21 protein-coding genes and 1 pseudogene are annotated in these 25,323 nt (G+C 71.3%); 9 read left to right on the top strand and 13 right to left on the bottom strand.

Going from position 1 to position 25,323, the window contains the following annotated elements; all coding sequences use genetic code 11:
- Positions 1–403: 403 nt before the first annotated feature.
- The 3 genes from ACN26Z_RS08805 (at position 404) to ACN26Z_RS08795 (ending at position 6,337) form a co-directional block, all read left to right on the top strand.
- Positions 404–3,592, top strand: coding sequence for a DNRLRE domain-containing protein (locus ACN26Z_RS08805; protein WP_421460609.1), 3,189 nt, complete (start codon positions 404–406; stop codon positions 3,590–3,592).
- A gap of 177 nt (positions 3,593–3,769) precedes the next feature.
- A complete protein-coding gene (locus ACN26Z_RS08800) occupies positions 3,770–4,609 on the top strand; it encodes a YhjD/YihY/BrkB family envelope integrity protein (RefSeq protein WP_396887018.1) in 840 nt (279 codons plus the stop codon).
- 129 nt (positions 4,610–4,738) lie between these two features.
- On the top strand, positions 4,739–6,337 hold the full coding sequence (locus ACN26Z_RS08795) for a phytoene desaturase family protein (protein ID WP_421460606.1): 1,599 nt from the start codon (positions 4,739–4,741) through the stop codon (positions 6,335–6,337).
- A 45-nt stretch (positions 6,338–6,382) separates the two neighbouring features.
- Here the strand turns inward: ACN26Z_RS08795 and ACN26Z_RS08790 are convergent, their stop codons facing one another.
- Positions 6,383–7,966 (bottom strand): Rieske 2Fe-2S domain-containing protein, encoded by a 1,584-nt coding sequence (locus tag ACN26Z_RS08790; protein WP_396887020.1) that lies wholly within the window; start codon positions 7,964–7,966, stop codon positions 6,383–6,385.
- 190 nt (positions 7,967–8,156) lie between these two features.
- On the opposite strand from ACN26Z_RS08790, the gene ACN26Z_RS08785 reads away from it, so the two are divergent.
- Positions 8,157–8,378, top strand: coding sequence for a DUF2631 domain-containing protein (locus tag ACN26Z_RS08785; RefSeq protein ID WP_093401678.1), 222 nt, complete (start codon positions 8,157–8,159; stop codon positions 8,376–8,378).
- Positions 8,379–8,526: 148 nt separating this feature from the next.
- Here the strand turns inward: ACN26Z_RS08785 and ACN26Z_RS08780 are convergent, their stop codons facing one another.
- The 8 genes and pseudogenes from ACN26Z_RS08780 to ACN26Z_RS08745 form a co-directional block, all read right to left on the bottom strand.
- Positions 8,527–9,636, bottom strand: a complete 1,110-nt coding sequence (locus ACN26Z_RS08780; RefSeq protein WP_093401679.1) for a DivIVA domain-containing protein — start codon at positions 9,634–9,636, stop codon at positions 8,527–8,529.
- Positions 9,637–9,667: 31 nt separating this feature from the next.
- Positions 9,668–10,819 carry a 23S rRNA (adenine(2503)-C(2))-methyltransferase RlmN gene (rlmN, locus tag ACN26Z_RS08775; RefSeq protein WP_093401680.1) on the bottom strand — a complete coding sequence of 384 codons (1,152 nt, stop codon included), beginning with the start codon at positions 10,817–10,819 and terminating at the stop codon, positions 9,668–9,670.
- A gap of 104 nt (positions 10,820–10,923) precedes the next feature.
- Complete coding sequence (locus tag ACN26Z_RS08770) at positions 10,924–12,210, bottom strand: phosphatidate cytidylyltransferase (RefSeq protein ID WP_282239679.1); 1,287 nt, start codon at positions 12,208–12,210, stop codon at positions 10,924–10,926.
- A 280-nt stretch (positions 12,211–12,490) separates the two neighbouring features.
- Complete coding sequence (gene frr, locus ACN26Z_RS08765; RefSeq protein WP_093402027.1) at positions 12,491–13,048, bottom strand: ribosome recycling factor; 558 nt, start codon at positions 13,046–13,048, stop codon at positions 12,491–12,493.
- A gap of 80 nt (positions 13,049–13,128) precedes the next feature.
- Entirely contained in the window at positions 13,129–13,896 is a 768-nt protein-coding gene (gene pyrH / locus ACN26Z_RS08760) for a UMP kinase (RefSeq protein ID WP_093401681.1), read from the bottom strand.
- Between the two features lie 155 nt (positions 13,897–14,051).
- Positions 14,052–14,879: a translation elongation factor Ts gene (tsf, locus tag ACN26Z_RS08755; RefSeq protein ID WP_282239680.1), complete on the bottom strand. Its 828-nt coding sequence runs from the start codon at positions 14,877–14,879 to the stop codon at positions 14,052–14,054.
- 133 nt (positions 14,880–15,012) lie between these two features.
- Positions 15,013–15,885: a 30S ribosomal protein S2 gene (gene rpsB / locus ACN26Z_RS08750; RefSeq protein WP_281566455.1), complete on the bottom strand. Its 873-nt coding sequence runs from the start codon at positions 15,883–15,885 to the stop codon at positions 15,013–15,015.
- Between the two features lie 227 nt (positions 15,886–16,112).
- A pseudogene (locus tag ACN26Z_RS08745) lies at positions 16,113–17,082 on the bottom strand (hypothetical protein).
- Between the two features lie 141 nt (positions 17,083–17,223).
- On the opposite strand from ACN26Z_RS08745, the gene ACN26Z_RS08740 reads away from it, so the two are divergent.
- From ACN26Z_RS08740 to ACN26Z_RS08720, 5 genes are all read left to right on the top strand, one after another.
- On the top strand, positions 17,224–17,586 hold the full coding sequence (locus ACN26Z_RS08740) for a YraN family protein (protein ID WP_093401684.1): 363 nt from the start codon (positions 17,224–17,226) through the stop codon (positions 17,584–17,586).
- A 147-nt stretch (positions 17,587–17,733) separates the two neighbouring features.
- The gene (locus ACN26Z_RS08735; RefSeq protein ID WP_093401685.1) at positions 17,734–19,251 is read left to right on the top strand and encodes a YifB family Mg chelatase-like AAA ATPase; all 1,518 of its coding nucleotides are present in this window, start codon (positions 17,734–17,736) and stop codon (positions 19,249–19,251) included.
- On the top strand, positions 19,248–20,486 hold the full coding sequence (locus ACN26Z_RS08730) for a DNA-processing protein DprA (protein ID WP_421460599.1): 1,239 nt from the start codon (positions 19,248–19,250) through the stop codon (positions 20,484–20,486). Before ACN26Z_RS08735 ends, ACN26Z_RS08730 begins: the two co-directional genes overlap by 4 nt.
- Before the next feature lie 111 nt (positions 20,487–20,597).
- Positions 20,598–21,629 carry a tyrosine recombinase XerC gene (locus tag ACN26Z_RS08725; RefSeq protein WP_421464581.1) on the top strand — a complete coding sequence of 344 codons (1,032 nt, stop codon included), beginning with the start codon at positions 20,598–20,600 and terminating at the stop codon, positions 21,627–21,629.
- Between the two features lie 72 nt (positions 21,630–21,701).
- Entirely contained in the window at positions 21,702–22,883 is a 1,182-nt protein-coding gene (locus tag ACN26Z_RS08720; protein ID WP_282239684.1) for an aminotransferase class V-fold PLP-dependent enzyme, read from the top strand.
- On the opposite strand, the gene ACN26Z_RS08715 is transcribed toward ACN26Z_RS08720, so the two are convergent.
- From ACN26Z_RS08715 to ACN26Z_RS08700, 4 genes are all read right to left on the bottom strand, one after another.
- Positions 22,771–23,469, bottom strand: a complete 699-nt coding sequence (locus ACN26Z_RS08715) for a peptidoglycan DD-metalloendopeptidase family protein (protein ID WP_282239685.1) — start codon at positions 23,467–23,469, stop codon at positions 22,771–22,773. The genes ACN26Z_RS08720 and ACN26Z_RS08715 overlap by 113 nt on opposite strands.
- A gap of 215 nt (positions 23,470–23,684) precedes the next feature.
- Positions 23,685–24,008, bottom strand: coding sequence for a DUF2469 domain-containing protein (locus ACN26Z_RS08710; RefSeq protein WP_007075222.1), 324 nt, complete (start codon positions 24,006–24,008; stop codon positions 23,685–23,687).
- Positions 24,005–24,817 carry a ribonuclease HII gene (locus ACN26Z_RS08705; RefSeq protein WP_282239686.1) on the bottom strand — a complete coding sequence of 271 codons (813 nt, stop codon included), beginning with the start codon at positions 24,815–24,817 and terminating at the stop codon, positions 24,005–24,007. Before ACN26Z_RS08705 ends, ACN26Z_RS08710 begins: the two co-directional genes overlap by 4 nt.
- Positions 24,811–25,299 carry an NUDIX hydrolase gene (locus ACN26Z_RS08700; RefSeq protein ID WP_093402029.1) on the bottom strand — a complete coding sequence of 163 codons (489 nt, stop codon included), beginning with the start codon at positions 25,297–25,299 and terminating at the stop codon, positions 24,811–24,813. The genes ACN26Z_RS08705 and ACN26Z_RS08700 overlap by 7 nt, the downstream gene beginning before the upstream one ends.
- Between the last annotated feature and the right edge of the window lie 24 nt (positions 25,300–25,323).

Below are 25,323 nucleotides of genomic sequence, written 5' to 3'. Positions count from 1 at the left end.
GCGGAAGAACCGCGAGGACACGTGCCGGATCGGCACGTGCGTGAGCACTCTCCGTCAGGGCAGGTCCGAGCTCAAGGTTGCATAGAGTGATCTTCCATGTATGAATGTGATCCACGTCACGCCACTATTACCGCGCAGAGCCGCGAACCGGCGAGAGCCTAGCCAAGAAGCTAATTCGGCTATGTCCGACAAGCGACGTCGGCAAACCCACCCACACAAGATCGAATTCTGGCGTACCGGTCAATGATCAGAAAGTGAACATCACGAATCGGTAACGTTGACGGGATAGACGAGATGCCCTGGTGACGTGCGATCGTGTGCCCGCGTTTCTGCCCCTCGGCCCGGCTGACGGGGCGGGTTTCGCGTTCCTTCCTGTCCGCCCGGCCCACGGGAGTAGACCGCCGTGACAGCGCCTCGCCTACTCAGCCCGTTCATGCGTACGCGCACCCGGCTGATCTGCACCATGGGTCTCCTGCTGGTCGCCGTCATCGCGGCCTCCCTGCCGTGGTGGCCGGGAATCGACCGAGGCGACAGTCGGCCGGAGGTCGTCACCGAGGCCGCCCCGGCGTCGAAGCCACCGCGCGACGAGGCGACCGCGATGGCCGAGGCGCTCCGCACGGGTACCGAGGTGCTCGTCGAGACCGCGACCACGGCCACGTCGCTCACCTGGGCGTTGCCGGCCGGGCAGTGGCGTACCACCACCCACGCCGTCCCCCAGCGGGCCAAGGACGCCACCGGGCAGTGGGCGCCGATCGACCTCACCCTGACCCACGATGCCGACGCACCTGACGGCCTCGGCGTCCGCCCGGTCAACCCGCCCACCCCGGTGCGGTTCTTCGGCGGCGCGACGCGACCCGACGCCACGCCGTCCAGGAGCCCTTCCGCCCAGTCGATGCGCCTGGTCGCCCGCACCGAAGTGGACACACCCCTCGCCCAGGTCGAAATCGACGGTCACACCGTCACCTACCTGTGGCCCGGTGAGCTGCCGGAGCCGGTGCTCGACGGCCCGCGCCTGCTCTATCCCGAGGTCCGGACCGGTGTCGATCTGCTGATGGTCGCCCGCGACGAGGGCGGATTCGGGCAGCTGCTGATCGTCAAGAACCGGGACAGCGCCACCATCGAGGCGGTCCGGTCCCTCACCTACGGCCTGCGATCCCCGACGGCGATCTTCCGCCACGACCAGGAGACCGGCGGCGTGCAGATTCTCGACGCCGCGAGCCAGGTCGAGATCGGCTCGATGCCCACCCCGTTCGCCTGGGACTCCGCCGGCCAGGACCCGGCGTCGCCCCAGCCGGCGCTACGCACCGCCGTCGCCACCACTGCCGACGTGCTGAACCTCTCCGGGCTGAACGGGGTCGAGGCGGGCGCCCGGCACGCTCCGATGCCGACCAGCCTCGACGGCGACGGCAGCGGTGAAGTACGACTGCGCCTGGACGTCGCCGCCACCGGCCTGCTCACCGACGCGGACGCGATGTTTCCGCTCTTCCTCGACCCGACGTTGCGCAGCGGCACGCTGGCCTGGGCGACGGTCTACAAGCAGCACCCGAGCACCAACACCTGGAACGGGACGAACTTCAACTCCGGCAGCACCGACGCCCGGGTCGGTTACGAGGAGCGGACTCCGCTGACCGCCCGCTCCTTCTGGCGGATGGGCTTCAAGAGCAGCATGAAGGGTGCGACGGTCAGCTCGGCCACGTTCAAGGTGTTCAACAACCACTCCTGGAACTGCACCGCGCGCCAGATGGAGGTGTGGCGCACCGGCTCGATCTCCTCCGCCACCACCTGGAAGAAGCAGCCGAGCTGGGTCGAGGTGCAGCAGAAGAAGTCGTTCGCCTTCGGCTACGGAAGCAGCTGCGCCGACGACTACGTCAGCTTCGACGTGAAGAAGATCGCCCAGAACGGCGCCGACGGCGGCTGGTCGAACGTGACCCTCGGCATGCAGGCGACAAGTGAAGGCGACACGCTGACCTGGCGCAGGTTCAAGGTCAGCAGCACCGAGCTGACGGTTGTCTACAACACGCCGCCGAAGGAACCGACGGGCGGCAAGAGCACGCCCGGCGGCACCTGCGTACCCGGCCCCGGCGGCGGTGTCACGGTCGCCAGGACCAATCTGACCCTGTACGCCAAGGCCACCGACCCGGACAACAACCTGAAGGCGCTCCGCTTCCGCTTCTGGAAGACCGGCTCGACCGTCCCGTCGGGCACCCTGGTCACCGCTCGCAGCGATGGCAGCGCGGAACTCCTGGTGCCGTCCAGCAGTCTGGAGGACAAGACCACCTACTCCTGGGACGTACGCGCCGAGGACGAGTCAAATGCCTCGTCGAGCTACTTCCCGCCCGGCACCGATCCCTGCCGACTGACCATCGACGCCTCGGCGCCCCCTGCCCCCACCGTGACGAGTGAGGTGTTCCCGGAGGCCACCCCCGACGGCGCGACCTGGGCAAGCGTGTCGTTCGGCGGAACCGGTGCGGTCACCTTCAGCGCCACGGGCGCGACCCGGTTCACCTACGCCTTCGAGGCCATCAACACCCAGTCCGTCGATGCCGTCAACGGCGCCGCCACGGTGCCGGACCTCGCACCACGGCACGCCGGTCCCACGACCCTGCACGTGTACGCCTACGACGCGGTCGGTAACCGCAGCGCCAGGACGGACTACGCCATCTACGTGCCGCCGCGCGCCGCCGGTGACGGCCCCGGCGACACCGGCGGCGATGGCATACCCGACCTGATCCTCGTTGACAACGAGGGCAAGCTGCGCACGTACGCGGGCGACCGCGAGCCCGAAGGGACCGGACCCAACAACGGCGAGTTGTACGGCTGGTTGTACTCCTCGTACGACAGCGCCGGCACGCTGAACCCGCCCGGCCACTGGTGGAACCCGACCACCGGCCAGGCCGCTCTGATCACCAAGCACTCCGACGCGTACCCGGGTGACGGCATCACCGACCTGTTCGCCCGTACCCCCGACGGCGGTTTCTGGCTCTATCCCGGTGACGGGTACGGCAGCTTCAACGTGAACCACCGGCTCCGCGTCATGCTCCCGGCCAACGCGCCGAACCCGTCGACCTGGACCCAGATCAAGGCGGTCGGCGACATCACCGGCGACAAACGGCCCGACCTGGCGCTACGCTCCGGCCCGGAGTTCTGGGTGCTGTCCGGGTACACCGGGGCCGCCTTTGCGGAGGCGACCCTGATGAACCACGACGCCTGGGCACGCCGCGATGTCGTCAACATCATCGACATCGACATCGACGGGACACCCGACCTGCTCTGGCGGAACCTGGACAACGGCAACATGTACGTCCGGCACGGTCTGCCCGGTGGGGTGTCCGGCAGCGTCAGCCTCGACTCGCTGAAGCTGGCCAACAACTCCCGCGACGGTGACGTTCGTTACGGCAATTCGTGGACCGAGGCGGCCATCGGTGTCGTCATCAGCATTCCCGACGTCAACCGCGACGGGGTGCCCGACATGTGGGTCCGGTACGAGTCGAACGGCAACATGCACATCTACCACCCGTCGAAGACCGACACAGGGCAATCGAAGAAGGTCGTCCTCTCCGCCGACTGGCGACTGTACCGGGCATTCGGCTGACCGAACCGAACGGCGACGGGCCTGAGCAGCCGCATCCCTGCCAGGCCCGTCGCCGGGCGCCTTCTCGCTACCTCACGACCCGGTCCACCGAACAGACCCGGCCGCTGATCCGTCGGCCGGGTGCGACCCGCGCAACGGGGACGGTTGCCGGCGGGGATGACGGGGAAATGAAGCGCGATGGGCGGTGCGTGGGAGCGGACGAGGCGGATCACCAGGGGTGCGTTCCGCCCGGTCCGTGGCCGGGATCTGTCGCTGCACGCCGCCGCGATCACGTTCTACGGTGCGATCGCCGTGGTGCCGGTGGCCCTGCTGGCGATCTGGCTCACCTCGCTGCTGGCGGGAGCGTCCCAGGTTCGGCGGCTCACCGGGTACGCCGTGGAGGCTCTGCCGGACGCGATCGGTGCGCCGCACGCGGTGGCCGCGTTGGTCGAGGCCGGGGTCGGCCTGACGCCGTGGCTGGCGCTGGCCGCGCTGCTGCCGGCGTCGCTGTACGGCGAAGGGCTGCGCCGGGCGTTCGTCTCGGTCGCCGCGCCCCGCTCCGACGAACACCTGGTCGGCTGGCGTGGCCGGCTGTTGCTGCTGCCGCTGCTGGCCCCGGCCCCGGCGCTGCTGCTGTCGATCCTGCTGGCCCTGCCGACCACCACCGGGCTGGTCCGGCGCGGCGGATGGGCCGGGGCGCTCGGGGTGGTGCTGTCGTTCCTGGCGGTGTGGCTGGTGCTCACGCCGGTGCTGATGTGGGTGTTCCGGGTGGTCGGCCCGGCCTCGCCGGACTGGCTATCCACGCTGGGGATGGGCTCGTTCACCGCGGCGAACCTGTCCGGCTTCCTGCACGGTTTCGTGCTCTTCGCCTCGTTGCCACTCGACCTGGGCGTGCCCTTCGGCGGGCTGGACGAGGTGGGTTCCGCAGTGGCGATCCTGCTCTGGCTCTACCTGTTCCACGTGATTGTGCTGGCCGGCTACTCCGCCACCCTGGCCCTCTCCGCCTGGCGCACCCGCCGCCAACCCGCCCAATCATGACCCCACCCCACCCCGCCCCCGCGATCTTGCACTTTTGGTCGGCGATATGTCGCTTTGACACCTCTTGCCCGGGCAGAAAGTGCAAGATCGCGGGGGTGGGTGTGGGGTGGCAAGGGTTAGGGTGCGGGGATGGTGGGTGGTGAGGTGCCGGGGCGGGCCGACGTGGTGATCGTCGGGTCTGGGCACAACGGGTTGGTCTCCGCGATCCTGCTGGCCCGGACCGGGTTGGACGTGCTGGTGCTGGAGGCCGCCGAGGTGATCGGCGGGGCGACCCGCACCGAGAATCCGTTCCCCAAGGTGCCGGGGCTGCGTCATTCCACCGGGTCGTACCTGCTCGGGCTGATGCCGCCGGAGCTGCTGGCCGCGCTCGACGTCCGCATCCCGGTACTGCGCCGCGACCCGCACTACTTCCTGCCCACCCCCGGCGGGGTCGGCTCGCCCTACCTGCTCTTCGGCACCGACACGGAGGCCACCCGGGCACAGCTCGCCGAATTCTTCTCCCCCGCCGACGCCGCCGCCGACGAGGCGTTGCAGGGCGAGCTGGCCGCGTTACGCGAGGACCTCGCCCCGGCCTGGTTGGCCGAGCCACTCAGCGTCGAGGAGACCGCCGAACGCCACGTCCGTCCCGCGCTGCGCCAGGTCTTCATCGACCTGGTACGCGGCTCCGTCGCCGACTACCTGGCCCGCTTCGACTTCCGCTCCGAGCTGCTGGTCAGCATGTACGCGGTCACCGACGGCCTGTCCGGGCTCAACGCCGGCCCCGACGACCCCGGCACCGGGCACAACTTCCTGGTGCACAACATGTGCCGGCTGCCCGGTTCGGGCGGCACCTGGATGATCGCCGAAGGCGGCATGGGCACCGTCTCGCGGATCTTCGCCGACGCGGCCCGGGCCTCCGGCGCCCGGATCGTCACCGGCGCCCCGGTCGCCGCGATCACCCTCGACGGGGGCGCTGCCCGGGGCGTGGTGCTCGCCGACGGCCGCCAGATCGACGCGGAGGTGGTGCTCGGCGCCTGCGACCCGTACCGGCTGATGGAGCTGCTGCCCGACGGAGCGCTGCCGACCACGCTCAGCGGACGGATGGCGGCGGTCCGGCGCACCGGCAGCACCCTCAAGCTGAACCTGGCGCTGCGTGACCTGCCCCGCTTCTCCTGCCTGCCCGAGGGCGCGCCGAGCCCGTTCGGCTCCACCATCCACCTGCTGCCCGGCTCGGCGACACTGGCTGGCGGCACCGGCGAGTCACCGATGGCGGCGCTGCGCGCCATGTGGGCGGACGTGCGGGCCGGCCGACTGCCGCAGGAGCCGACCATCGAGTGGTACCTGCACACCACCGTCGACCCGTCGCTGGCCGACCCGGCCGGGCACCACTCGTCGGCACTGTTCGTGCAGTCGGTGCCGTACGAGTTGGCCGGCACCACCTGGGATGCGGAGCTGCCCGGCTACGTCGACCGGCTGGTCGGGATCTGCGAGCGGTACGCCCCCGGCACCGGCGACCTGATCGCCGACGCGGTGCCGCTGCCGCCACCCGGCATCGAGGCGCACTTCGGCATCACCGGCGGGCACATCCACCACGTCGACAACACCGTCTCGTTCGCCGACCGGATGCCCTACGCCACCGGCGTGGACGGGGTGTACGCGGGCAGCGCCGGCTGTCACCCCGCCGGCAGCGTCATCGGTGCCGCCGGCCACAACGCCGCCCAGCGCATCCTCGCCGACCTCGGCCGGTAGGCGAGGCGTCGGCGTCCCCGGGCGGGGACGCCGAGGCGGACGGGCTCAGCCCGCCGGTGGGGCGGCCTCCGCGACCGCGACCTCCTCGCCGACCCGGTGGGCGCGGACCTTGTGGCCGACGCTGGTCAGGCAACGCCCGCTGGGCAGGTCGAACCGCCAGCCGTGCAGCTGGCAGGTGAGCTGGTCGCCGTCGACGATGCCGAACCGGCTCAGGTCCGCCTTCAGGTGCGGGCAACGGCGCTGCACCACCCAGTCGCCGATGGTGATGTCCTCGGCGTCCACCGCCCGCTCGTGCTCGTCGTACCAGCCCTCGGCGTACTGGAGTCGCTCGGTGGAAAGGCATTTGAAGAAGGCGTACACGAACTCGTTGTACTGCCCGATCCGGGCGGCGGAGAAGCGGCAGGACAGGAAGAGCGAGTTGACCCAGTCCACCTCGCCGATGTGCAGCAGGTGCTCCACAAGCGCCCGCTCGGTACGGAACCGGTAACGCACCTTCTCGTCGGCGTACGGCCGCACCTGCTTGCCGGGGAAGTCGACCACGATCGACTCGATGCTCTCGCCGTCGTAGCCGACCAGGTCGAAGCGGACCGGACCACCGACCCCCTTGGCCAGGTAGATCGACTCGTCGAGCAGCGGTTCGATGCGCCGCTTCAGCTCCTTGAGCACGTCGACCTCGGGGTGCCGCCAGGACGCCTTCTCCGCCTCGATGATGGGCCGCTTACGCTCGCGCATCTCCTCCAGGTGGGCGACCTTGTTGGCGAAGAACTCCTCCACCGGCATCGGGTGGGTGGTCGTGGCCCCGGTGGTGGTGACCTCGGTGACGCTGCCCGGCAGCAGCACGATGCCGTTGGTGCCGCCGACCTTGGCGTACTCGGACAGGAAGACCGACTGGTCGGGGAAGATGTTCCCCTCGTCGCCGAAGATGTCGTTGAACTGCCACAGCTCGTCGTCGAGGAAACACGGCGGGCCGGCGATCGGGAAGACGTGATCGGCCTTGAGGTCGTCGATGTAACGCCAGGTACGGTCGAACTGCCGATCCCGCTTCTGCTTGCCGAACGCCGTTTTCGCCGCGTTCGGCAGCTCGTAGACCATCGGATACCAGATCGCGCCGGAGAACTGGAGCAGGTGCGCGTGCACGTGGCCCAACTCGGCGAAGGTGCTCAGGTCGGTCGGGCGGGCGTCGTTCTGGTTGAGCAGCCGGACGCCGTCGTACTCCACCCAGAGCGAGGAGTCACCGATCGGACCGTCGGTCGGGCTGGTCAGCGCCTGGATCATGACCTTGAGGCCGCCGTCCAGCTCGACGACCTCCTCGTTGCGGGTCTTCAGGAAGTTCGTGAAGCCCAGCTCGCGGAACTCGTCCTCCATCTCGGAGGTGGGGAACTCGGGCAGCAGCACGGTCGCCTTCTTCGACACGTACCGCTTCAGGTGCGCCGCGTCGAAGTGGTCCCGGTGCAGGTGGGAGACGTACAGGTAGTCGACGTCGCCGAGGGTCTCCCAGTCGAGCTGGGAGTTGTCGGGGAACGGGAACCAGGAGGCGAAGTAGGCCGGATTGACCCACGGGTCGCACAGGATGCTGCCCGCGGGCGTGTCGATCCGCATGCTGGCGTGCCCCGTACCGGTCACTCGCACCGCAGTTCCCCCTCAAAAAGACAATCAAGGTGTACGCCCCAGAACGCTACCGGAGGCAGTCTGGTCCCCGCCCCGCGACGCCGGTAGTGCCCTTCCACCCACCAGAGCGGGGCCCATCGGCCCTGGCCGGAAACCGTCGCGGGGGACGTGCCAGACTAGCCGGAGATCCGTTCGCGAGGAAGGACCGACAGTGGCAGGCAGCGAGCCGGTAACGTCGCCAGACCAGCACAAGCCCGGGCACCGTAAGGCCGGGCGGATCGGCGCGGTGCTCACCGCGTTCGCGCTGCTGGCCATGCTCTGCGGCAACCACGAGGGCAGGGTCGAGAACCTCTGGCTGATCGGCCTGGCCGCGCTGCTGCTGCTCATCGTGATCGGTGACGTGGTGCTGCGCCGCAACGGCCTGCGCTCCTGACGATCTGTTCAGCCGCAACGGCCCGCGCTGCTGAGCGACCGGGCCCGGCGCAACGACTTGGCGGCCGACCGCCGCACCCATCTGGGCGAGCAAGCGCGAGGGCCCGCTCTCCGGTTTCCGGAGGCGGGCCCTCGCGCACCGCTGTCGGTCAGCGGCCGAAAAGGATGTCCTGCACGTTCTTCAGCGCGGCGTCGACCTCGGCCTCGAAGTAGCCGCCCTGCACCAGCCCGAAGCGGAGCGTGTCCAGGTCCTTCGGGTTCACCGGCATCTGGTTGCGCCCGGCCATCCCGCCGAGCAGCGACTCGAAGAACCGGTCCACCTGGTCCGGGTCGTACCCGCTGCCGAAGCGACGGACCTGGAAGCTACGTCGAATCTGGTCCACCCGGTAGAGGTCACTGCCGGGTGGGCCGGCCATCGGAGGCCCACCCATCGCGGGACCGGCCATCGCGGGCGGGCCGCCCATCGCCGGAGGGCCACCCATCGGAGGCCCGCCGAGCGCCTGCTGCGGCAGGCCGGGCGGTCCCGCCGGGCCACGCCGGGGGTCCCGGTCCGGCAGCCTGATCTCGGCGGTCATGTCCGTACGGCCGTGTCGACCCGCCTCGAACCCGTCGAAGCGCTGGTCGTCCGGCGGACCGTAGCCGCCGGGACCGTCCGGCGGACCGTAGCCACCCGGCGCGTCCGGCGGACCGTAACCGCCGGGGCCGGCAGGCAGTCCACGCGGCGGGGGCCCACCGTGACCCATGCCGCCGGGAGGCCCCATCGGCGCGCCCGGCCCCATCGGCGCGGCAGCGCCGCGCGGGCCGTCGTAACCACCCCGGGGAGCGTTGTCGTACCCACCGGCGAAAGCGCCCGTCGGCTCGTCGTAGCGGCCATAGGGCGGGCCGGCCTGCGCCGGCATCGTCCGGGGCGGCATCGGCGGCTGCGGCACCGGGGACATGCCGCGGTCCTCGCGCATGCCGGGGCCCATCCGCTCCATCGGGCCCATCCGGCCATCGCCGCGACCGGACACGCCGCCGCGCTCCTCCAGCTCCGCCAGCTGCCGTTCGACCCGGTCGAGGTGCAGGTCGACCTGCCACTCGTCATAGCCGTTGAAGCGAACCCGGAAGACGACGTCGTGGACCTCCTGCGAGGCCACCGGCGCTCCGACCGGCTGCCCGGCGAGTGTCGCCTCGACCCGGTCCAGGAAGGCGTCCACCTCGTCAACCTTGTATCCCCGGCGGAGCGCCTTACGCCGGAAACGCTGACCCTGACTCGCCACTATGTCTCCTGGTCTCGTTCGCCACGCCCGGTCACGCCGTCATCTCCCCGGCCGGGTCGGTGCCACTGTCCTCCGCGGCGGCCAGCTGCCCACACGCTCCGTCGATCTCGCGACCCCTGGTGTCCCGCACCGTGGTGGACACCCCGGCGTCGCGCAACCGCCGGACGAACTCCCGCTCGACCGGCTTCGGGCTGGCGTCCCAGCGGCTGCCCGGAGTCGGGTTGAGCGGGATCAGGTTCACGTGGGCCAACTTGCCGGCCAGCAGCCGGCCGAGCAGGTCAGCTCGCCACGGCTGGTCGTTCACGTCCTTGATCATCGCGTACTCGATCGACACACGACGGCCCGTGCGGGCCGCGTAGGCCCAGGCGGCGTCCAGCACCTCGCACACCTTCCAGCGCTGGTTGACCGGCACGAGTTCGTCGCGCAGCTCATCATCGGGGGCATGCAGCGACAACGCAAGAGTCACGGAGAGGTCTTCGCTGGCCAGTCGGTGGATGGCCGGCACCAGCCCAACCGTGGAAACGGTGATGTGCCGCTGCGACAGGCCGAGCCCCTCGGGCGGCGGCGCGACCAGGCGGCGGATCGCGGCGATCACCCGGTTGTAGTTCGCCAGCGGCTCCCCCATGCCCATGAAGACCACGTGCGACAGCCTCGGCGGTGACCCCGCGACCTTGCCGGAGGCGGCCACGCCCGCCAGGTAGACCGCCTGGTCGACGATCTCGGCGGTGGAGAGGTTGCGGGTCAGGCCGGCCTGACCGGTCGCGCAGAACGGGCACGCCATGCCGCATCCGGCCTGGCTGGAGATGCAGACGGTGACCCGGTCCGGGTAGCCCATCAGCACGCTCTCCACCAGCGAGCCGTCGTGCAACCGCCACAACGCCTTGCGGGTCGCGCCGTCGTCGCAGGCCAGCTCGCGGACCGGGGTGAGCAGCCGGGGCAGCAGCTGGTCGGCGAGGCGGTCGCGGGACGACGCCGGCAGGTCGGTCATCTGCGCGGGGTCGCGGACCAGCCGGCCGAAATAGTGGGTGGAGACCTGCCGGGCCCGGAACGCCGACTCGCCCAGCTTCGTGACCAGGTCCTTCCGGCCGTCGAGGTCGAGGTCGGCGAGGTGTTGCGGTGGCATCGCCGCCCGACGCGCGCCAGGCGCGTCCGGGTCGACCGGCATCAGGGGAAGACTCGTCATAGCACGTCCAGTCTGGCACGCCCGGCTCGGAACGCACTCCTGCGGAGGTGCCGGATCCGCTCCCGCCTCGTCCGTGCCCCGGTCCCGCCGGCGTGGGCCATGCCTCAGTTCACCGCCGGAACGAAGACCACGAGCAGCAGGTACGCCGTCGGCACCGCGAACAGCACGGAGTCGAGCCGGTCCATCAGGCCGCCGTGACCGGGCAGCAGGTTGCTCATGTCCTTCACGCCGAGATCCCGTTTGATCATCGACTCGGCGAGGTCACCGAGGACCGCGGCGCCGGAGACCGCCATCCCGAACACGGCACCCCACCAGGGCGCCACGTCGAACAGCAGCCAGAGCAGTACGGCGCTGCCCAATGCCGCCGCGCCGACCGAGCCGGCAAAGCCCTCCCAGGACTTCTTCGGGCTGATCGTCGGGGCCATCGGCCGCTTGCCGAAGTTGGCGCCGGCCGCGTACCCACCGGTGTCGGAGAGCACCACCGCGACCAGCGTCACCAGCACCCGCAGCGCACCGTCACCGGGAGACGACGCGAGCAGGGCGGCAAAACCGCCGAGGAACGGTACGTACACCGAGATCAGGGTCGCGGCGGTCATGTCCCGCCGGAGGTTGGCCGTACCGTCGCCGAGCCGCCAGACCAGGGTGCCCGCCACGGTGACCAGGAGGCCGAGCAGGAGCGCGTCCAGCCCGGCGAACCAGGCCAGGGTGACGGTGAGCACCCCACCGGCGACCAGCGGCACCAGCGGCACCTCGGCGCCGCCACGACGCACCGCGCGGGACATCTCCCAGATGCCGACGCCGAACGCTGCGGCGAGCACCAGCAGGAACGCCGGGGTGTAGAGGAACAGGGGCAGCAGGACCGCCGCGCCCAGGCCCACGCCGACCGAGATGGCCGCCGGCAGGTTCCGCCCGGCTCGGCTCGCGCCCGGCTGGGTGGCCGGTCGGCCGGCACCGGCCCGACGCCGGCCCCGGTGGCGCCGACCCGGGGCGTCCGGCCCGTCGGGCTCGGCTGTCCCGGGGCCTGCGTGTTCGGGCGGCACTGCCGCGAGTTGGGTGGTGGGCGCGTCGTCATGGTCCCGCACCGGCGTCAGCTGGGTGGTGGGCGCCTCGTCATGGTCCCGACCGGCACCCACCCGCACCGGCGCGATCTGCGCGGTGGGCGCGTCGCCGTGGTCGAGGTCGTGGACTCCGTTGCGCCCGTGCGGTGGCTGGTCCCAGCTGGTGGGTCCGCGCCCGTTGCGGCCTTCCTGGGCCGGCCGGTCGCCGACGTACCGGCCGCGGCCCCACGGACCGGGTTCCACGTCCGGGTCCGGCCAAGGCAGCGCGGTGGGTCGGTCCGGGCGATCCCAGTCACGGGCGTCGGCGCCGCCGTAGGGGTCGAGGTGGGACATCACGCACCAGGGGGAAGCGGTACGAGATCCACCACTTGACGCACAGCCACTACCATCCCCTACCCGCGCGAGGCGCTCCGTCTGATGTGCCGGCCTGTCGGCTGGCCGATCCCCACCGTTCACCGTCGGGTCACCGGGAATCGTGCCGAGCCTACTGCACCCGTCCGCCCGGCAGGACGTACCGGTATCCGCTCCCACCTCCTTGATCATGAAGTTGTCACCACGCCACGCCGGTGGCGGGGACGACAACTTCATGATCAAGCGGGTGGTGACCTCGGCGTCAGACTTCCAGGAGTTCGGACTCCTTGTGCTTGACCAACTCGTCGACGTGCGACACGTAGCGCTGGGTCAGGTCGTCCAGTTCCTTCTCCGCGCGACGGCCCTCGTCCTCGCCGACCTCGCCGTCCTTGACGAGCCGGTCCAGCTCTTCCTTGCCCTTGCGGCGGATGTTGCGGATGGCGACCTTCGCCTCCTCACCCTTGTGGCGGGCCACCTTGATCATGTCGCGACGGCGTTCCTCGGTCATCTGCGGGAGCAGGATGCGCAGTTGGTTGCCCTCGTTGTTCGGGTTGACCCCGAGGTCCGAGTCGCGGATCGCCTTCTCCATCGCGTTGATCTGCGAGTTGTCGTACGGCTTGATGATGGCCATGCGCGGCTCGGGCACGGCCACCGACGCCATCTGCGTCAGCGGGGTCGGGCTGCCGTAGTAGTCGATGATGACCTTGGAGAACATGGCTGGAGTCGCGCGACCGGTGCGGATGGCGCCGAACTCCTCCTTGGCGTGCTCGACCGCACGCTCCATCTTCTCCTCGGCCTCGAGGAGGGTGTCGTCGATCACCGGTCTCCTCGCCTCCTTCTTGTGCTCGTCGTGGGCTTGTCGGGTCACCGGGACCGCCGAGATCGCCGTCGGCGGTCGGCTCAGGTGGTGATCAGCGTGCCGATCTTGTCGCCACCCACGGCCCGGACGATCGTGTCGTCGCCCTGCGCGCCGAAGACCAGCATCGGCAGGCCGTTCTCCATGCAGAGGCTGAAGGCGGCCGCGTCGGCGACCCGGAGGTTGCGACGCAGCACCTCGGAGAAGGTGATCGAGTCGAACTTGCTGGCGGTCGGATCGATCCGGGGATCGGCCGTGTAGACGCCGTCCACGCCGTTCTTGCTCATCAGCACGACGTCCGCGTGGATCTCCAGCGCGCGCTGGGCAGCCACCGTGTCGGTGGAGAAGTACGGCATGCCCGCGCCGGCGCCGAAGATGACCACGCGGCCCTTCTCCAGGTGCCGGATCGCCCGCAGCGGGATGTACGGCTCGGCCACCTGGGCCATCGTGATGGCGCTCTGCACCCGGGTCTCGATGCCCTCCTTCTCCAGGAAGTCCTGGAGGGCCAGGCAGTTCATCACCGTGCCGAGCATGCCCATGTAGTCCGCCCGGGCGCGGTCCATGCCCCGCTTCTGCAACTCCGCGCCACGGAAGAAATTGCCGCCGCCGACCACCACGGAGACCTGCACACCCCGGCGTACCACGGTGGCGATCTGCCGGGCGATGGCCTGCACCACGTCCGGGTCGACGCCGATGGCGCCACCACCGAACACCTCGCCGGACAGCTTCAACACCACCCGCCGGGCCCGGCCGGGCGGTGGTGCCGTCGGATCGTCCGCCGCCAACGTCCGGTCACTCACAACCTGCGTCATCCGCCCGTCCTTCCCCCACTGGCGCGCTCGGGTGCGCGTACCTGCCGCTGCCGACCTTATGGGACGAGGAGGCCGCGGTGTGTGTCGCGTACACCGGCGGCCTCCTCGTCTCGTCGTTGCTCCCAGCCCACGGGCGCGGTGCGCCCCGAGCCGGCTCAGGCCTGGCCGACCTCGAACCGCACGAAGCCGGTGACCTCGATGCCGGCCTCAGCCAGCACCTGCTTCACCGTCTTCTTGTTGTCGGTCACCGAGGACTGCTCCAGCAGGACGAAGTCCTTGAAGAAGGAGTTGACCCGGCCCTCGACGATCTTCGGCAGCGCGGCCTCGGGCTTGTTCTCCTCGCGGGCGGTCTGCTCGGCGATACGCCGCTCGGACTCGACGACCTCGGCCGGCACCTCGTCGCGGGTGAGGTACTGCGGCCGCATCGCGGCGATCTGCATCGCCGCGCCACGCGCGTCGGCATCGCCCGCCTCGTCGGCCTTGCCGGTGTACTGCACCAGCACGCCCACCGCCGGCGGCAGGTCCTGCGCCTTACGGTGCAGGTAGACCGCGACCGTGCCATCGAGCTTGGCGAAGCGGTTGAGCACCAGCTTCTCGCCGATCTTGGCGGACTGCTCCTGGACCAGGTCGGCGACGGTACGGCCGTCGATCTCGCTGGCGAGCAGCTGCTCGGCGTTGCTGACACCGGCGCGCTCGCCGTGCTCGACCAGCTGCTGCGCCAGCGCGATGAAGCTGTCGTTCTTGGCGACGAAGTCGGTCTCGCAGTTGAGTTCGAGCAGCGCCTTGCCGGAGTGCGCGACCAGACCGTTCGCGGCGGTCCGGCCGGCCCGCTTGCCGACGTCCTTGGCGCCCTTGACGCGCAGGATCTCGACGGCCTTGTCGAAGTCGCCCTCGGCCTCGGTCAGGGCCTTCTTGCTGTCCATCATGCCGGCGCCGGTCAGGTCGCGGAGCTTCTTGACGTCCGCGGCGGTGATCTGGGACATGGCTCTCTCTTCGGTGTTGAGACTGCGTGGAATGGTCTGAGGTGACGATTACCCGGTTCCGAGAGGTTCGTGCCCGGCCTACCCGCCGCCGGTCACCGTCGGTGGAACGGACGGTGACCGAACGGCGGTACGGTCACTGGCCGGAGACGGCGGCCGGCTGCTCGGCCGCGGGCTGCTCGGCGGCGGGCTGCTCGGCGGCCGGCTGCTGCTCGTCGGCCTTCTTCGGCTCCTCGAGCAGCTCGCGCTCCCACTCGGCGAGCGGCTCGTCGGTGGCGACACCCGCCTCCGGCTTCTCGTCGCCGCCCCGGCGACGACCGGAGCGGGCGATCAGGCCATCGGCCACGGCGGCGGCGACGACCTTGGTCAGCAGCTCGGCCGAGCGGATCGCGTCGTCGTTACCCGGGATCGGGAAGTCGACCTCGTCCGGGTCGCAGTTGGTGTCGAGCACGGCGATCACCGGGATGCCCAGCTTGCGGGCCTCGTCGACGGCGATGTGCTCCTTCTTGGTGTCGACCACCCAGACCGCGGCCGGGAGCTTCTGCATGTCCCGCAGACCGCCCAGGGTGCGGGTCAGCTTGATCTTCTCGCGGGAGAGCTGCAGGGTCTCCTTCTTGGTGTAGCCGGCGGCGGTGCCGCTGAGGTCGCCGAGGGCCTCCAGCTCCTTCATCCGCTGCAGCCGCTTGTACACCGTCTGGAAGTTGGTCAGCATCCCGCCGAGCCAGCGGTGGTTGACGTACGGCTGGCCGACGCGGGTCGCCTGCTCGGCGATCGCCTCCTGCGCCTGCTTCTTCGTGCCGACGAAGAGGATGCTGCCGCCCTCGGCCACCGTGTTGCGCACGAAGTCGTACGCCTTCTCGATGTAGTCGAGGGTCTGGCGCAGGTCGATGATGTAGATGCCGTTACGCTCGGTGAAGATGAAGCGCTTCATCTTCGGGTTCCAGCGCCGGGTCTGGTGCCCGAAGTGAACACCACTTTCCAGCAGCTGACGCATGGTCACGACGGCCATGATTCGTACTCCTAGCGGTCCCTGGTTGTCTCGCCCGGCCGGCGGCCGGGCGTCCTGGTGCCCGGTCGTCGACCATGGTGGGCCCGACCGGGTCGGGACCAGGGAGGCCGCCGCCGCACGACGATTCGTGAGGAGGGCACGCGAGGTCGACCGCACGAGGCGGTCGCCGGTTGACCAGTGTACGCGCCCTCCCGACCGTGCCACGCCCGGGTGCGGCGAGACTCCGCTCAACCGGCGGCGATCGCGGCAACCAGGAAGAGCGCCAGCCCGACCGTCAGGTACGCGGTCGGCGGTCGCAGCCATCCGCGCGCGCCGTCACTCAGCGACAACCCGGTCGTCCGTAGCCCATACAGACCGGCCGCGAAGATCGGCAGCCCGCAGACCAGGAAGGTGCCCGCCAACACGTCCCCGGCAGCAACCGGGTCGGCGGTCGCGCCGTGCAGCAGTACCCGCAGCGCAGGCAGCTCGAAGATCACGACCAGCACGGCGAAGAGCACCGCGAGCACCGGACGCCGCGTCCGGTATACGCCGTCCCCGGCCGGCACCCCTGGCTGGACGCCGCCCGTCGGGTGGCCGGGGGCCGGGTGGCCCGTCATCGGGTGACCGGGGGCCGGGTGACCGGTCGTCTGGTGACCGGTCACGGCGTCGGCGGAGCCGGGCGGGGCCTCACCCACCGGCGGTTCCGTCCGGGGTGCCACCGACGGCACCGGCCCGGTCGGCTGCTCCAACGGGTTGGTCACCTCGGACCCGCGTTTGGCCTCGACGATCGGGTATCCGGCCAGCGCGGCGCGGGTCGGATCGGTCGACACCGGCGCCCCGCCGCTGGTGGGGCCCACCTCGCGGGCCGCGCGCCAGCCGGAGCGATCGACCGGCAACTCGCCGGAGACGTCCGGTTCGGCCGGTTCCGCCCGGCGGGAACGCGACGCCCGGTAGCGCTCGGTCTCCGCCGCGACATCCCCGAGCGGATCTGTCAGGGCACCGCGTCGCGGAGAGCCGTACCGGTCGTCATCGTCGCCGCGCTGCTCGGGTACCGCACGCGGCTCGTCGCCGGGGTAGTACCCCTCTCCCACCGGACGCCACTGCGGGTCGGCGTAGCCACCCTCACGATCGCCCGGATACCAGCGCGACTCCTGGTCGTCGAAACTGCGTCGTCCGTCCACGCCCGGCACCGTATGCGACCGGCGGTTCGCGCGCCATTCGACCCCGCACCTGACCAGCGAAAAAGGCCGCTATAGCACATCTAGGACATGATCGTCCGTTCGTCCACAACACCCTCGGCTGTCCACAGGCCAGCAGGGCGGGGTCGCCGCGAGCCCCGTACGGGAGCAGGGTCCGCTCATGACCAAGCGGAACCAGGCGATCGGCGAGTACGGGGAACGCTGCGCCGTGCGTCACCTGATCGAAGCGGGACTGCGCCCGGTTGCCCGCAACTGGCGCTGCCGCGCCGGAGAGATCGACATCATCGCCTGGGATGGGCCGGTGCTCGCCTTCTGCGAGGTGAAGACCCGGCGCACCGCGACCTTCGGCAGCCCCGCCGAGGCGGTGGTGCCCCGCAAGGCCCGCCGGCTACGGGGGCTCGCCGCCGCCTGGCTCGCCGCCACCGGCACCACCGCCGACGAGGTCCGTTTCGACGTCATCTCGGTGCTGCTGCCCCGCATCGGCCGGGCACACGTCGAGCACGTCAAGGACGCCTTCCAATGAGCGAGCGAGTCAGTCAGCGCAGTGTGTTGGTGGCTCATCGGGACGCCGAGCGAAGCGAGGTGGCCCCATGAGTGAGCGCAGCGAGCGAATCATTCGGCTCAGCGTGTTGAGACCTCATCGGGACGCCGAGCGAAGCGAGGTGGTCCGGTGAGCTACGCCCGGGTGCTCTGCGTCGGTCTGGTCGGGGTGACCGGGCAGTTGGTGGAGGTGGAGGTGGATCTCGCCGCCGGCCTGCCGGGGGTGGTGATCTCCGGGCTACCCGACACCGCCCTGCACGAGGCGCGCGACCGGGTTCGGGCCGCTGTGGTCAACTCCGGCCAGCGGTGGCCGAACCGCCGGATCACTCTCAACCTGCTGCCGGCCACCCTGCCCAAATTCGGTTCGGCGTTCGACCTGGCGATCGCGGTGGCGCTGCTCGGTGGCTCCGGCGAGCTTCCCCTGTTGCCGCTGGACGGCGTGGCGGTCCTCGGTGAGTTGGGCTTGGACGGCACGGTGCGGCCGGTCCGGGGCGTACTGCCGATGGTCGCCGCGGCGGCGAAGGCCGGCGTACAACGGGTGATCGTCCCGGCTGGCAACACCGCCGAGGCGGCGGTCGTCCCCGGGCTGCTGGTACGCGGCGTGGACACCCTGCACCGGCTGGTCGCCTTCGTCCGCGACGGCACGCCGCTGATCGAGCCGCCGGTCGACGCTCCGCCGCCGTCCGCACCCGGTCCCGACCTGGCCGAGGTCGCCGGGCAGGGTCTGGGCCGCCGCGCTCTGGAGGTCGCCGCCGCAGGTGGCCACCACCTGGCACTGATCGGGCCTCCGGGAGCGGGCAAGACGATGCTCGCCGAGCGGCTGCCGTCGATCCTGCCGGAACTGGACGACGAGGCCGCGCTGGAGGTCACCGCTGTGCATTCGATCGCCGGTCTGTTGCCGGCAGGTGGCAGGTTGATCCGGCGCCCACCGTTCCAGGCACCTCATCACACCGCGACCGTCCCCTCGATCGTCGGGGGCGGGTCAGGGCTCGCCCGGCCCGGTGCGATCTCGCTCGCCCACCGCGGGGTGCTGCTCATGGACGAGGCGCCCGAGTTCAGCAAGGCGGCGCTGGAGGCGCTACGTCAGCCGTTGGAGCACGGCCGGGTGCTGCTGGCCCGCAGCCGGGGCAGCGCCGAATACCCGGCCCGCGCCCAACTGGTCATCGCGGCCAACCCCTGCCCGTGTGCGAACCCGGCCGGCGACGACCGATGCGAATGTCCCCCGCTGGCCCGCCGTCGTTACCTCGGCCGGCTCTCCGGTCCGCTGCTCGACCGGATCGATCTCCAGGTGCGGCTACCACCGATGCGCGCCGCCGAGCTGATGGAGACGACCAGTCACGAGTCATCAGCGGTGGTCGCCCGGCGGGTGGCTGCGGCACGGGCGGCGGCGGCCGAGCGCTGGGCACCGCTGGGTCGACGGCTCAATGCCGAGATACCCGGTCCGGAGCTGCGTCGAGCGCCGTGGCGACTGCCCGGTCGGGTCACCGTCGAGCTGCGGTCCCGGCTCGACTCCGGGTCGCTCTCCGCCCGCGGCTTCGACCGGGTCGTCCGACTCGCCTGGACGATCGCCGACCTGGACGGGCGGGCACGGCCGGACGCGGGGGACGTCGGTGAGGCCATCGCACTCAGGACGGGAGAGGGCATATGAGCACCCAGGAGGAGTTGGCCCTGGCGCGGGTGGCGTTGACCTGGCTGGCCGAGCCGGGTACACGATCGGTGCACGGGCTGGTCGACGAGTTCGGGCCGGTGGGCGCGCTGGATCTGCTGCTGGACGGCGGTGCGCCGCAGCAGGCGCTACGCGAGTCCGTGGCGGCGCGCAGCCGTGCAGGTGATGCCAGGGTGGTCGCCGCCGAGGCGTTGCACCGCGCCGACCGGCTCGGTGTCCGGGTCGTCATCCCCGGCGACGACGAGTGGCCCGGGACGGTGGAGCAGCTGCGCACGCTTTGCCTGACCGACGCCCGTCGCCGGGTGGACGTCGAGACCGCGCCGCCGCTCTGCTTCTGGGTACGCGGCTCGTGGCCGCTGGCCGAGGCGCTGGACCGGTCCGTGGCGGTGGTGGGTTCCCGAGCCGCCACGGCGTACGGCACCCACATCGCCACGGATCTGGGCTACGGCCTGGCCGACCGGGACTGGACCGTCGTTTCCGGCGGCGCGTTCGGCATCGACGCCGCCGCGCACCGTGGGGCGCTGCACGCCGGCGGTCTCACCGTCGCGGTGCTCGCCTGCGGTGTGGACCGCGCCTATCCGATGGGCAACGCAGCGCTGTTCGACCGGATCGCCGATACCGGCCTGCTGGTCAGCGAGTGGCCGCCGGGTGCGGAGCCGCTGCGCCCCCGCTTCCTCATCCGCAACCGGGTGATCGCGGCGGGCACCCGGGGCACCGTGCTGGTCGAGGCGGCGGCCCGCAGTGGCGCGACGCAGACCACCCGGCGGGCCATCGCCCTGGGGCGGCGGGCGATGGTGGTGCCGGGCCCGGTCACCTCGGCGATGTCGGTGGGCGCTCACGAGGTGCTTCGGGAGCATCCGGAGGCACGGCTGGTGACCGGCCTCGCCCACGTGCTGGAGGAGGTGGGTCGGATCGGCGAGCTGGCCCCGGTGCCGCGTGGGCCCGAACGCCCCACCGATCTGCTCGACGACGACGCCCGGTCGATCGTGGAGGCGATGCCACGACGCGGCCGTATCGGTGTGGACGCTCTCGCCGCGCGGGCTGGCCTTGCGGTCCGCACGGTGTTGCGCAAACTGCCGCTGTTGGAGGAGCTGGCCCTGGTGGTGCGCCGGGAAGACGGCTACGCCATGGTCACGCCCAGCCGGCGGTCCACCCGGCCCGGACCGGCCGCGTCATCGGGCGGTCCGATGGGCGGTGACGCCCCACTTCCTGCCTGATCACGTCCGGTCGAGCGCGCCGTCTGTTCGCCGTCGGGGCGTCCCGATCGTAGGGTGGTTCCCGTGGGCAGCATCGGCGGGCAGGGGCGGGCCGCCAGCAGCACCCGGGCGATGCACGACGCGCTGCCGGCACCGCTGCGGGACGCGGTGGACGAGTTCGCTGGGCATCTGGCGTCGGTTCGCAACCGCTCGGCACACACCGTGCGGGCGTACGTCGCCGACCTGGTGTCGCTGTTGGATCATGCTGGGCGGATGGGCTGCACCGAGGTGGCCGAGCTGAGCCTCGACGCGGTACGCAGCTGGCTGGCCCGGCAACGCACGACCGGTGCCGCCCGTACCTCGCTGGCTCGCAGGGCCGCTGCGGCCCGGACCTTCAGCGCCTGGGCTCACCGGCAAGGGCTGCTGGCCACCGACGTCGCCGCCACGCTGGCCAGTCCTCGACCGCGCCAGGCGCTACCCACGGTGCTTCGTCCCGAGCAGGCGGCCCTGCTCGTCGAGAAACCCGCCCGCCAGCCGGCCACACCGCCACCCGGCGGGCCGACATCCGACGGCCCGACACCCGGTGGGCCCGCTCCGGGCACCGGTCCGGCGACCGCCGAAGGCTCACCCGTGACAGGTGCGTCCGACACCACCGGGGCGGCGGTACGACTGCGCGACCGGATGCTGCTCGAACTGCTCTACGGCACCGGGGTACGGGTCAGCGAGGTGTGCGGGATCGACACGGCCGACGTCGACCAGCATCGGCGGGTCGTCCGGGTACACGGTAAGGGCGGCCGGGAGCGGACGGTGCCGTACGGGCTGCCGGCGCAAAGCGCCCTCGACGACTGGCTCCGGTACGGGCGGCCGGCGCTGGCGGTCCCCGATTCCCGTGATGCGCTGTTGCTCGGTGCCCGCGGTGGCCGACTGCATCCGACCACGGCCCGCCGGATCGTCGCCGGCTACGCCGAGGCGGCGGGCCTGCCCCGGACCAGCCCGCACGCGCTGCGCCACTCCGCCGCCACCCACCTGCTCGAAGGCGGGGCGGACCTCCGGGCGGTACAGGAACTGCTGGGACATTCCTCGCTGGCCAGTACCCAGATCTACACCCATGTCTCGGTGGAACGACTCCGGGCCGCCTACCGTCAGGCCCACCCGCGCGCCTGACACCCGCCGCGCACGAAGGACCGCCCGAGCGAGGCGACCCACGTGAGGGCACCAGGCGACTATGATCATCGGGTGAGCGTCCCGCCGCCGCCCGAGCCGATCACGGGCGCCCGTCTGCTCTTCTCGCTCGACCCGGCGGTCAGTCATCTCAACCACGGCTCGTTCGGGGCTGTCCCGATCGTGGCGCAGCGGGCCCAGCAACGGCTGCGTGACGAGATGGAGGCCGACCCGCTGCGCTTCTTCACGCAGGGCCTGGTCGACCGGATCGCGCACACTCGCCGGCATCTGGCCGGGTTCCTCGGCGCCGACCCCGACGGCACCGCCCTGACCACGAACGCCACCACCGGTGCCGCCGTGGTGCTTCAGTCCCTCGGCCTGCGGCCCGGTGACGAGGTGCTCACCACCGACCACGGCTACGGTGCCGTCGACCACTCCATCCGCCGGGAGTGCCGTCGCACCGGGGCGACGCACCGGGTCCTGCGGGTGCCGCTGACCGCCACCGACGAAGAGGTGGTGCAGATCGTGCGGGACGGGTTGCGTCCGGGCCGCACCCGCCTGCTTGTGGTCGACCAGCTCACCTCGGCCACGGCCCGGCTGTTCCCGGTCGCCGCGATCGTCGGGGTCGCCGGGGAGCAGGGCGTGCCGGTGCTTGTCGACGCCGCGCACGCTCCGGGCATGCTGCCGGCATCGGTGAGCAGCATCGGCGCCGACTTCTGGGTGGGCAACCTGCACAAGTGGGGGTACGCCCCACGCGGCACCGCCGTACTCGTGGTGGCAGCCCGTTGGCGGGACCGGATCGAACCGCTGGTGGTCTCCTGGGAGCAGGACTCGGGGTTCCCGGCCCGCCTGGAGTGGCAGGCCACCTCGGACTACACGTCCTGGTTGAGCGCACCGGCGGGCCTCTACACGCTGCGCAGTCTCGGCGTCGACCGGGTACGCGCGCACAACGCCGGACTGGCCGCGTACGGGCAACGGGTGGTGGGGGATGCGCTCGGCGTGCCACCGGCCGACCTGCCCGACCCCGGCGGACCGACGGTGGCCATGCGGCTCATTCCGTTGCCGGCGGGCCTCGCCACGACTCTGGACGCTGCCCGGGCGTTGCAGACCCGGATCGCCGAGCGGCTCGCCACCCAGGTCGCGGTCACGACCTGGAACGGCCGCGGCTGGCTGCGGCTGTGCGGCCAGGTCTACAACGCCCCCGAGGAGTACGAGCGACTGGCGGTCGGGTTGCCCGGTCTGCTCGCCCAGCGGTGAGCGGACGCACCCGGGCGACGACGGGGTCACCGACGGGCAGCAGTCGGACTCGACCGAGGCCGAGCAGAGCCAGCGGGTCGAGGTAGTCGTCTCCCTGGCGCAGTCCCCAGTGCAGGCACGCGGCGGCGGGACAACCGGCGTGGCCGGGCAGCAGCGTGCCCAAAGGCGCCCCGGTCGGCACGACCGTGCCCACCGGGACGGCGGGTTGGACCGGTTCGTAGGTGGTCCGTAGACCGTCGGCGTGGCCGACGGTGACCACCGGTCGGTTGACGACCATGCCGGCGAACAGGATCGTGCCGGCACCGGCCGCCCGGATCGTGGCGGCGGCCGGGGCGAGCAGGTCGACTCCCCGATGACCTGCCAGCCACGGCCGCGGCGGCGGGTCGAACCGGCGAACCGGCCGTGGTACGCCGTCGACCGGCCACCGGAACGGCCTGGTGTCGGGGATGCCCGGTGCGGCAGCCGCCCGGGGCACGGCAGGCGAGAACGATCTCTCGCTCGGCACGGCCGCGCCGCCCGCCGATCCGGATGGTGTCAGCAGCAGAAGCGTCGTGAGGCCACCAAGTATCGGCATCCGTGGTCGCATACCGTCGAGCCTGGCGGGGCCCTTCGACCTTCGCCGCCCCGGACGGTCCACTTGTGGATGACCAGACGACCTGTGGACAGTCCACGCACGAGCTGATGATCTGCTATGAGCGGCTGTCGGACACTGACCACCGGTGGGTGCACAGTGGACGGGGGCACGGGACGATCGCGGCGGGTGGGGGTCCGCCGTCACCGCCCCTCAGGGGGTACGCGGGCTCAGCCGCCGAAGCCGGAGTCGGCGGGCAGGGAGATGTCCGGCTTCTCCAACTCCTCGACGTTCACGTCCTTGAACGTCATCACCCGAACATTCTTCACGAATCGCGCAGGGCGGTACATGTCCCAGACCCAGGCGTCGTGCATCTCGACCTCGAAGTAGACCTCGCCGTCGGAGTTGCGGACGTGCAGGTCCACCTGGTTGGCAAGGTAGAACCGGCGCTCCGTCTCCACCACGTAGGAGAACTGACGGACGATGTCGCGGTACTCCCGGTAGAGCTGGAGCTCCATCTCGGTCTCGTACTTCTCGAGATCTTCCGCGCTCATCGCACTCCGCCTTCCATGACCACATCTTCCCCCACCGGCGCCGGACGCCGAGGCTGCTCGCCCAACGCCACGCCGACGGTACCCCCTGCCGCGCCCGAGTGCTCCATCGGCTCTTCCCGGCTTGCGCCCAACGGTCGCCGGGAGCGGGGTGGCCGGTCGCCGAGCCCGGAGACGGCGGCCACGTTCACGTACGAGAAACGGTGCTCCGGGCACGGCCCGCGCTCGCGCAGCGCGGCGGTGTGCTCGGCGGTGATGTACCCCTTGTGCTCGGCGAACCCGTAGCCGGGATGCTCGGCGTCCAGATCGACCATGATCCTGTCCCGGGTGACCTTCGCCAGCACGCTCGCCGCCGCCACGCACGCGGCCACCCGGTCGCCCTTCCACACCGCGAGCCCGGGCACGCCCAAGCCGTCGACGCCGAACCCGTCGGTCAGCACGTACTCCGGCCGGACCGCCAGCGAGGCCAACGACCGGCGCATCGCGGCCAGATTGCACACGTGCAGCCCCCGGGCGTCGACCTCGTCGGCCGGGATGACCACCACCGCGTACGCCAGGGCGCGCTCGACGACCTCGTCATGGATCCGTTCCCGGCTGGCCGGGGTCAGCAGCTTGGAATCGGCCAGCCCGTCGATCTCGCCACGCCGACCCTCCGGCAACACCACGGCGGCGGCGACCAGCGGCCCCGCGCAGGCACCGCGGCCGGCCTCGTCGGCACCGGCGACGTACCGGAAGCCGCGCCGTTGCAGGGCCCGCTCCAACGCGTAGAGCCCGGCCTCCCGGCGTACCACGGTGCGTGGTGGAGTCAGCATGCTTGTCCCTCGATGCCAGCCGTCGTGCCGGCCAGCGCGCGGCCGAGCACCTCTGCAAGGTCAAGTGGGTAGCAGCGCTCCGCGGTGCAACGCAACTCCTCCGCCGACCACCACCGGTGACCGACGACGCTGCCCCGCTCCACCTCGCTGAACCCCGCCGTGTCGACCTCGTGCGCCGTCACCCGCACCAGGAAGAACTGCTGCTCCTGCCGGTACCAGACGCCACCGAAGGAGAACTCGGTGACGTCGGCGTGCACCGGCTGGCCGACGTCGGTCACGGTCAGCCGCAGCCCGGTCTCCTCGGCCAACTCGCGGACCGCGCCCTCGGCGTACGTCTCCCCCGGATCCAGTCCCCCACCGGGGGTGAACCACCACCGGCCGTGTTCCGGGCGGGCGGGATCGAAACCTCGGAACAGCAGCAACCGACCGTCCGCGTCGACAAGCAGGACGCGAGCGGCACACCTCGGGGTGTAGACGGTCACCGCACCAGACTGCCAGACTCCTGC

It is taken from the genome of Verrucosispora sp. WMMD703 (assembly GCF_049178935.1).
Lineage (GTDB): Bacteria > Actinomycetota > Actinomycetes > Mycobacteriales > Micromonosporaceae > Micromonospora > Micromonospora sediminimaris.
Note: the sequence above shows the minus strand (reverse complement) of the source record. Positions and strands in the feature narration are given on the sequence as shown.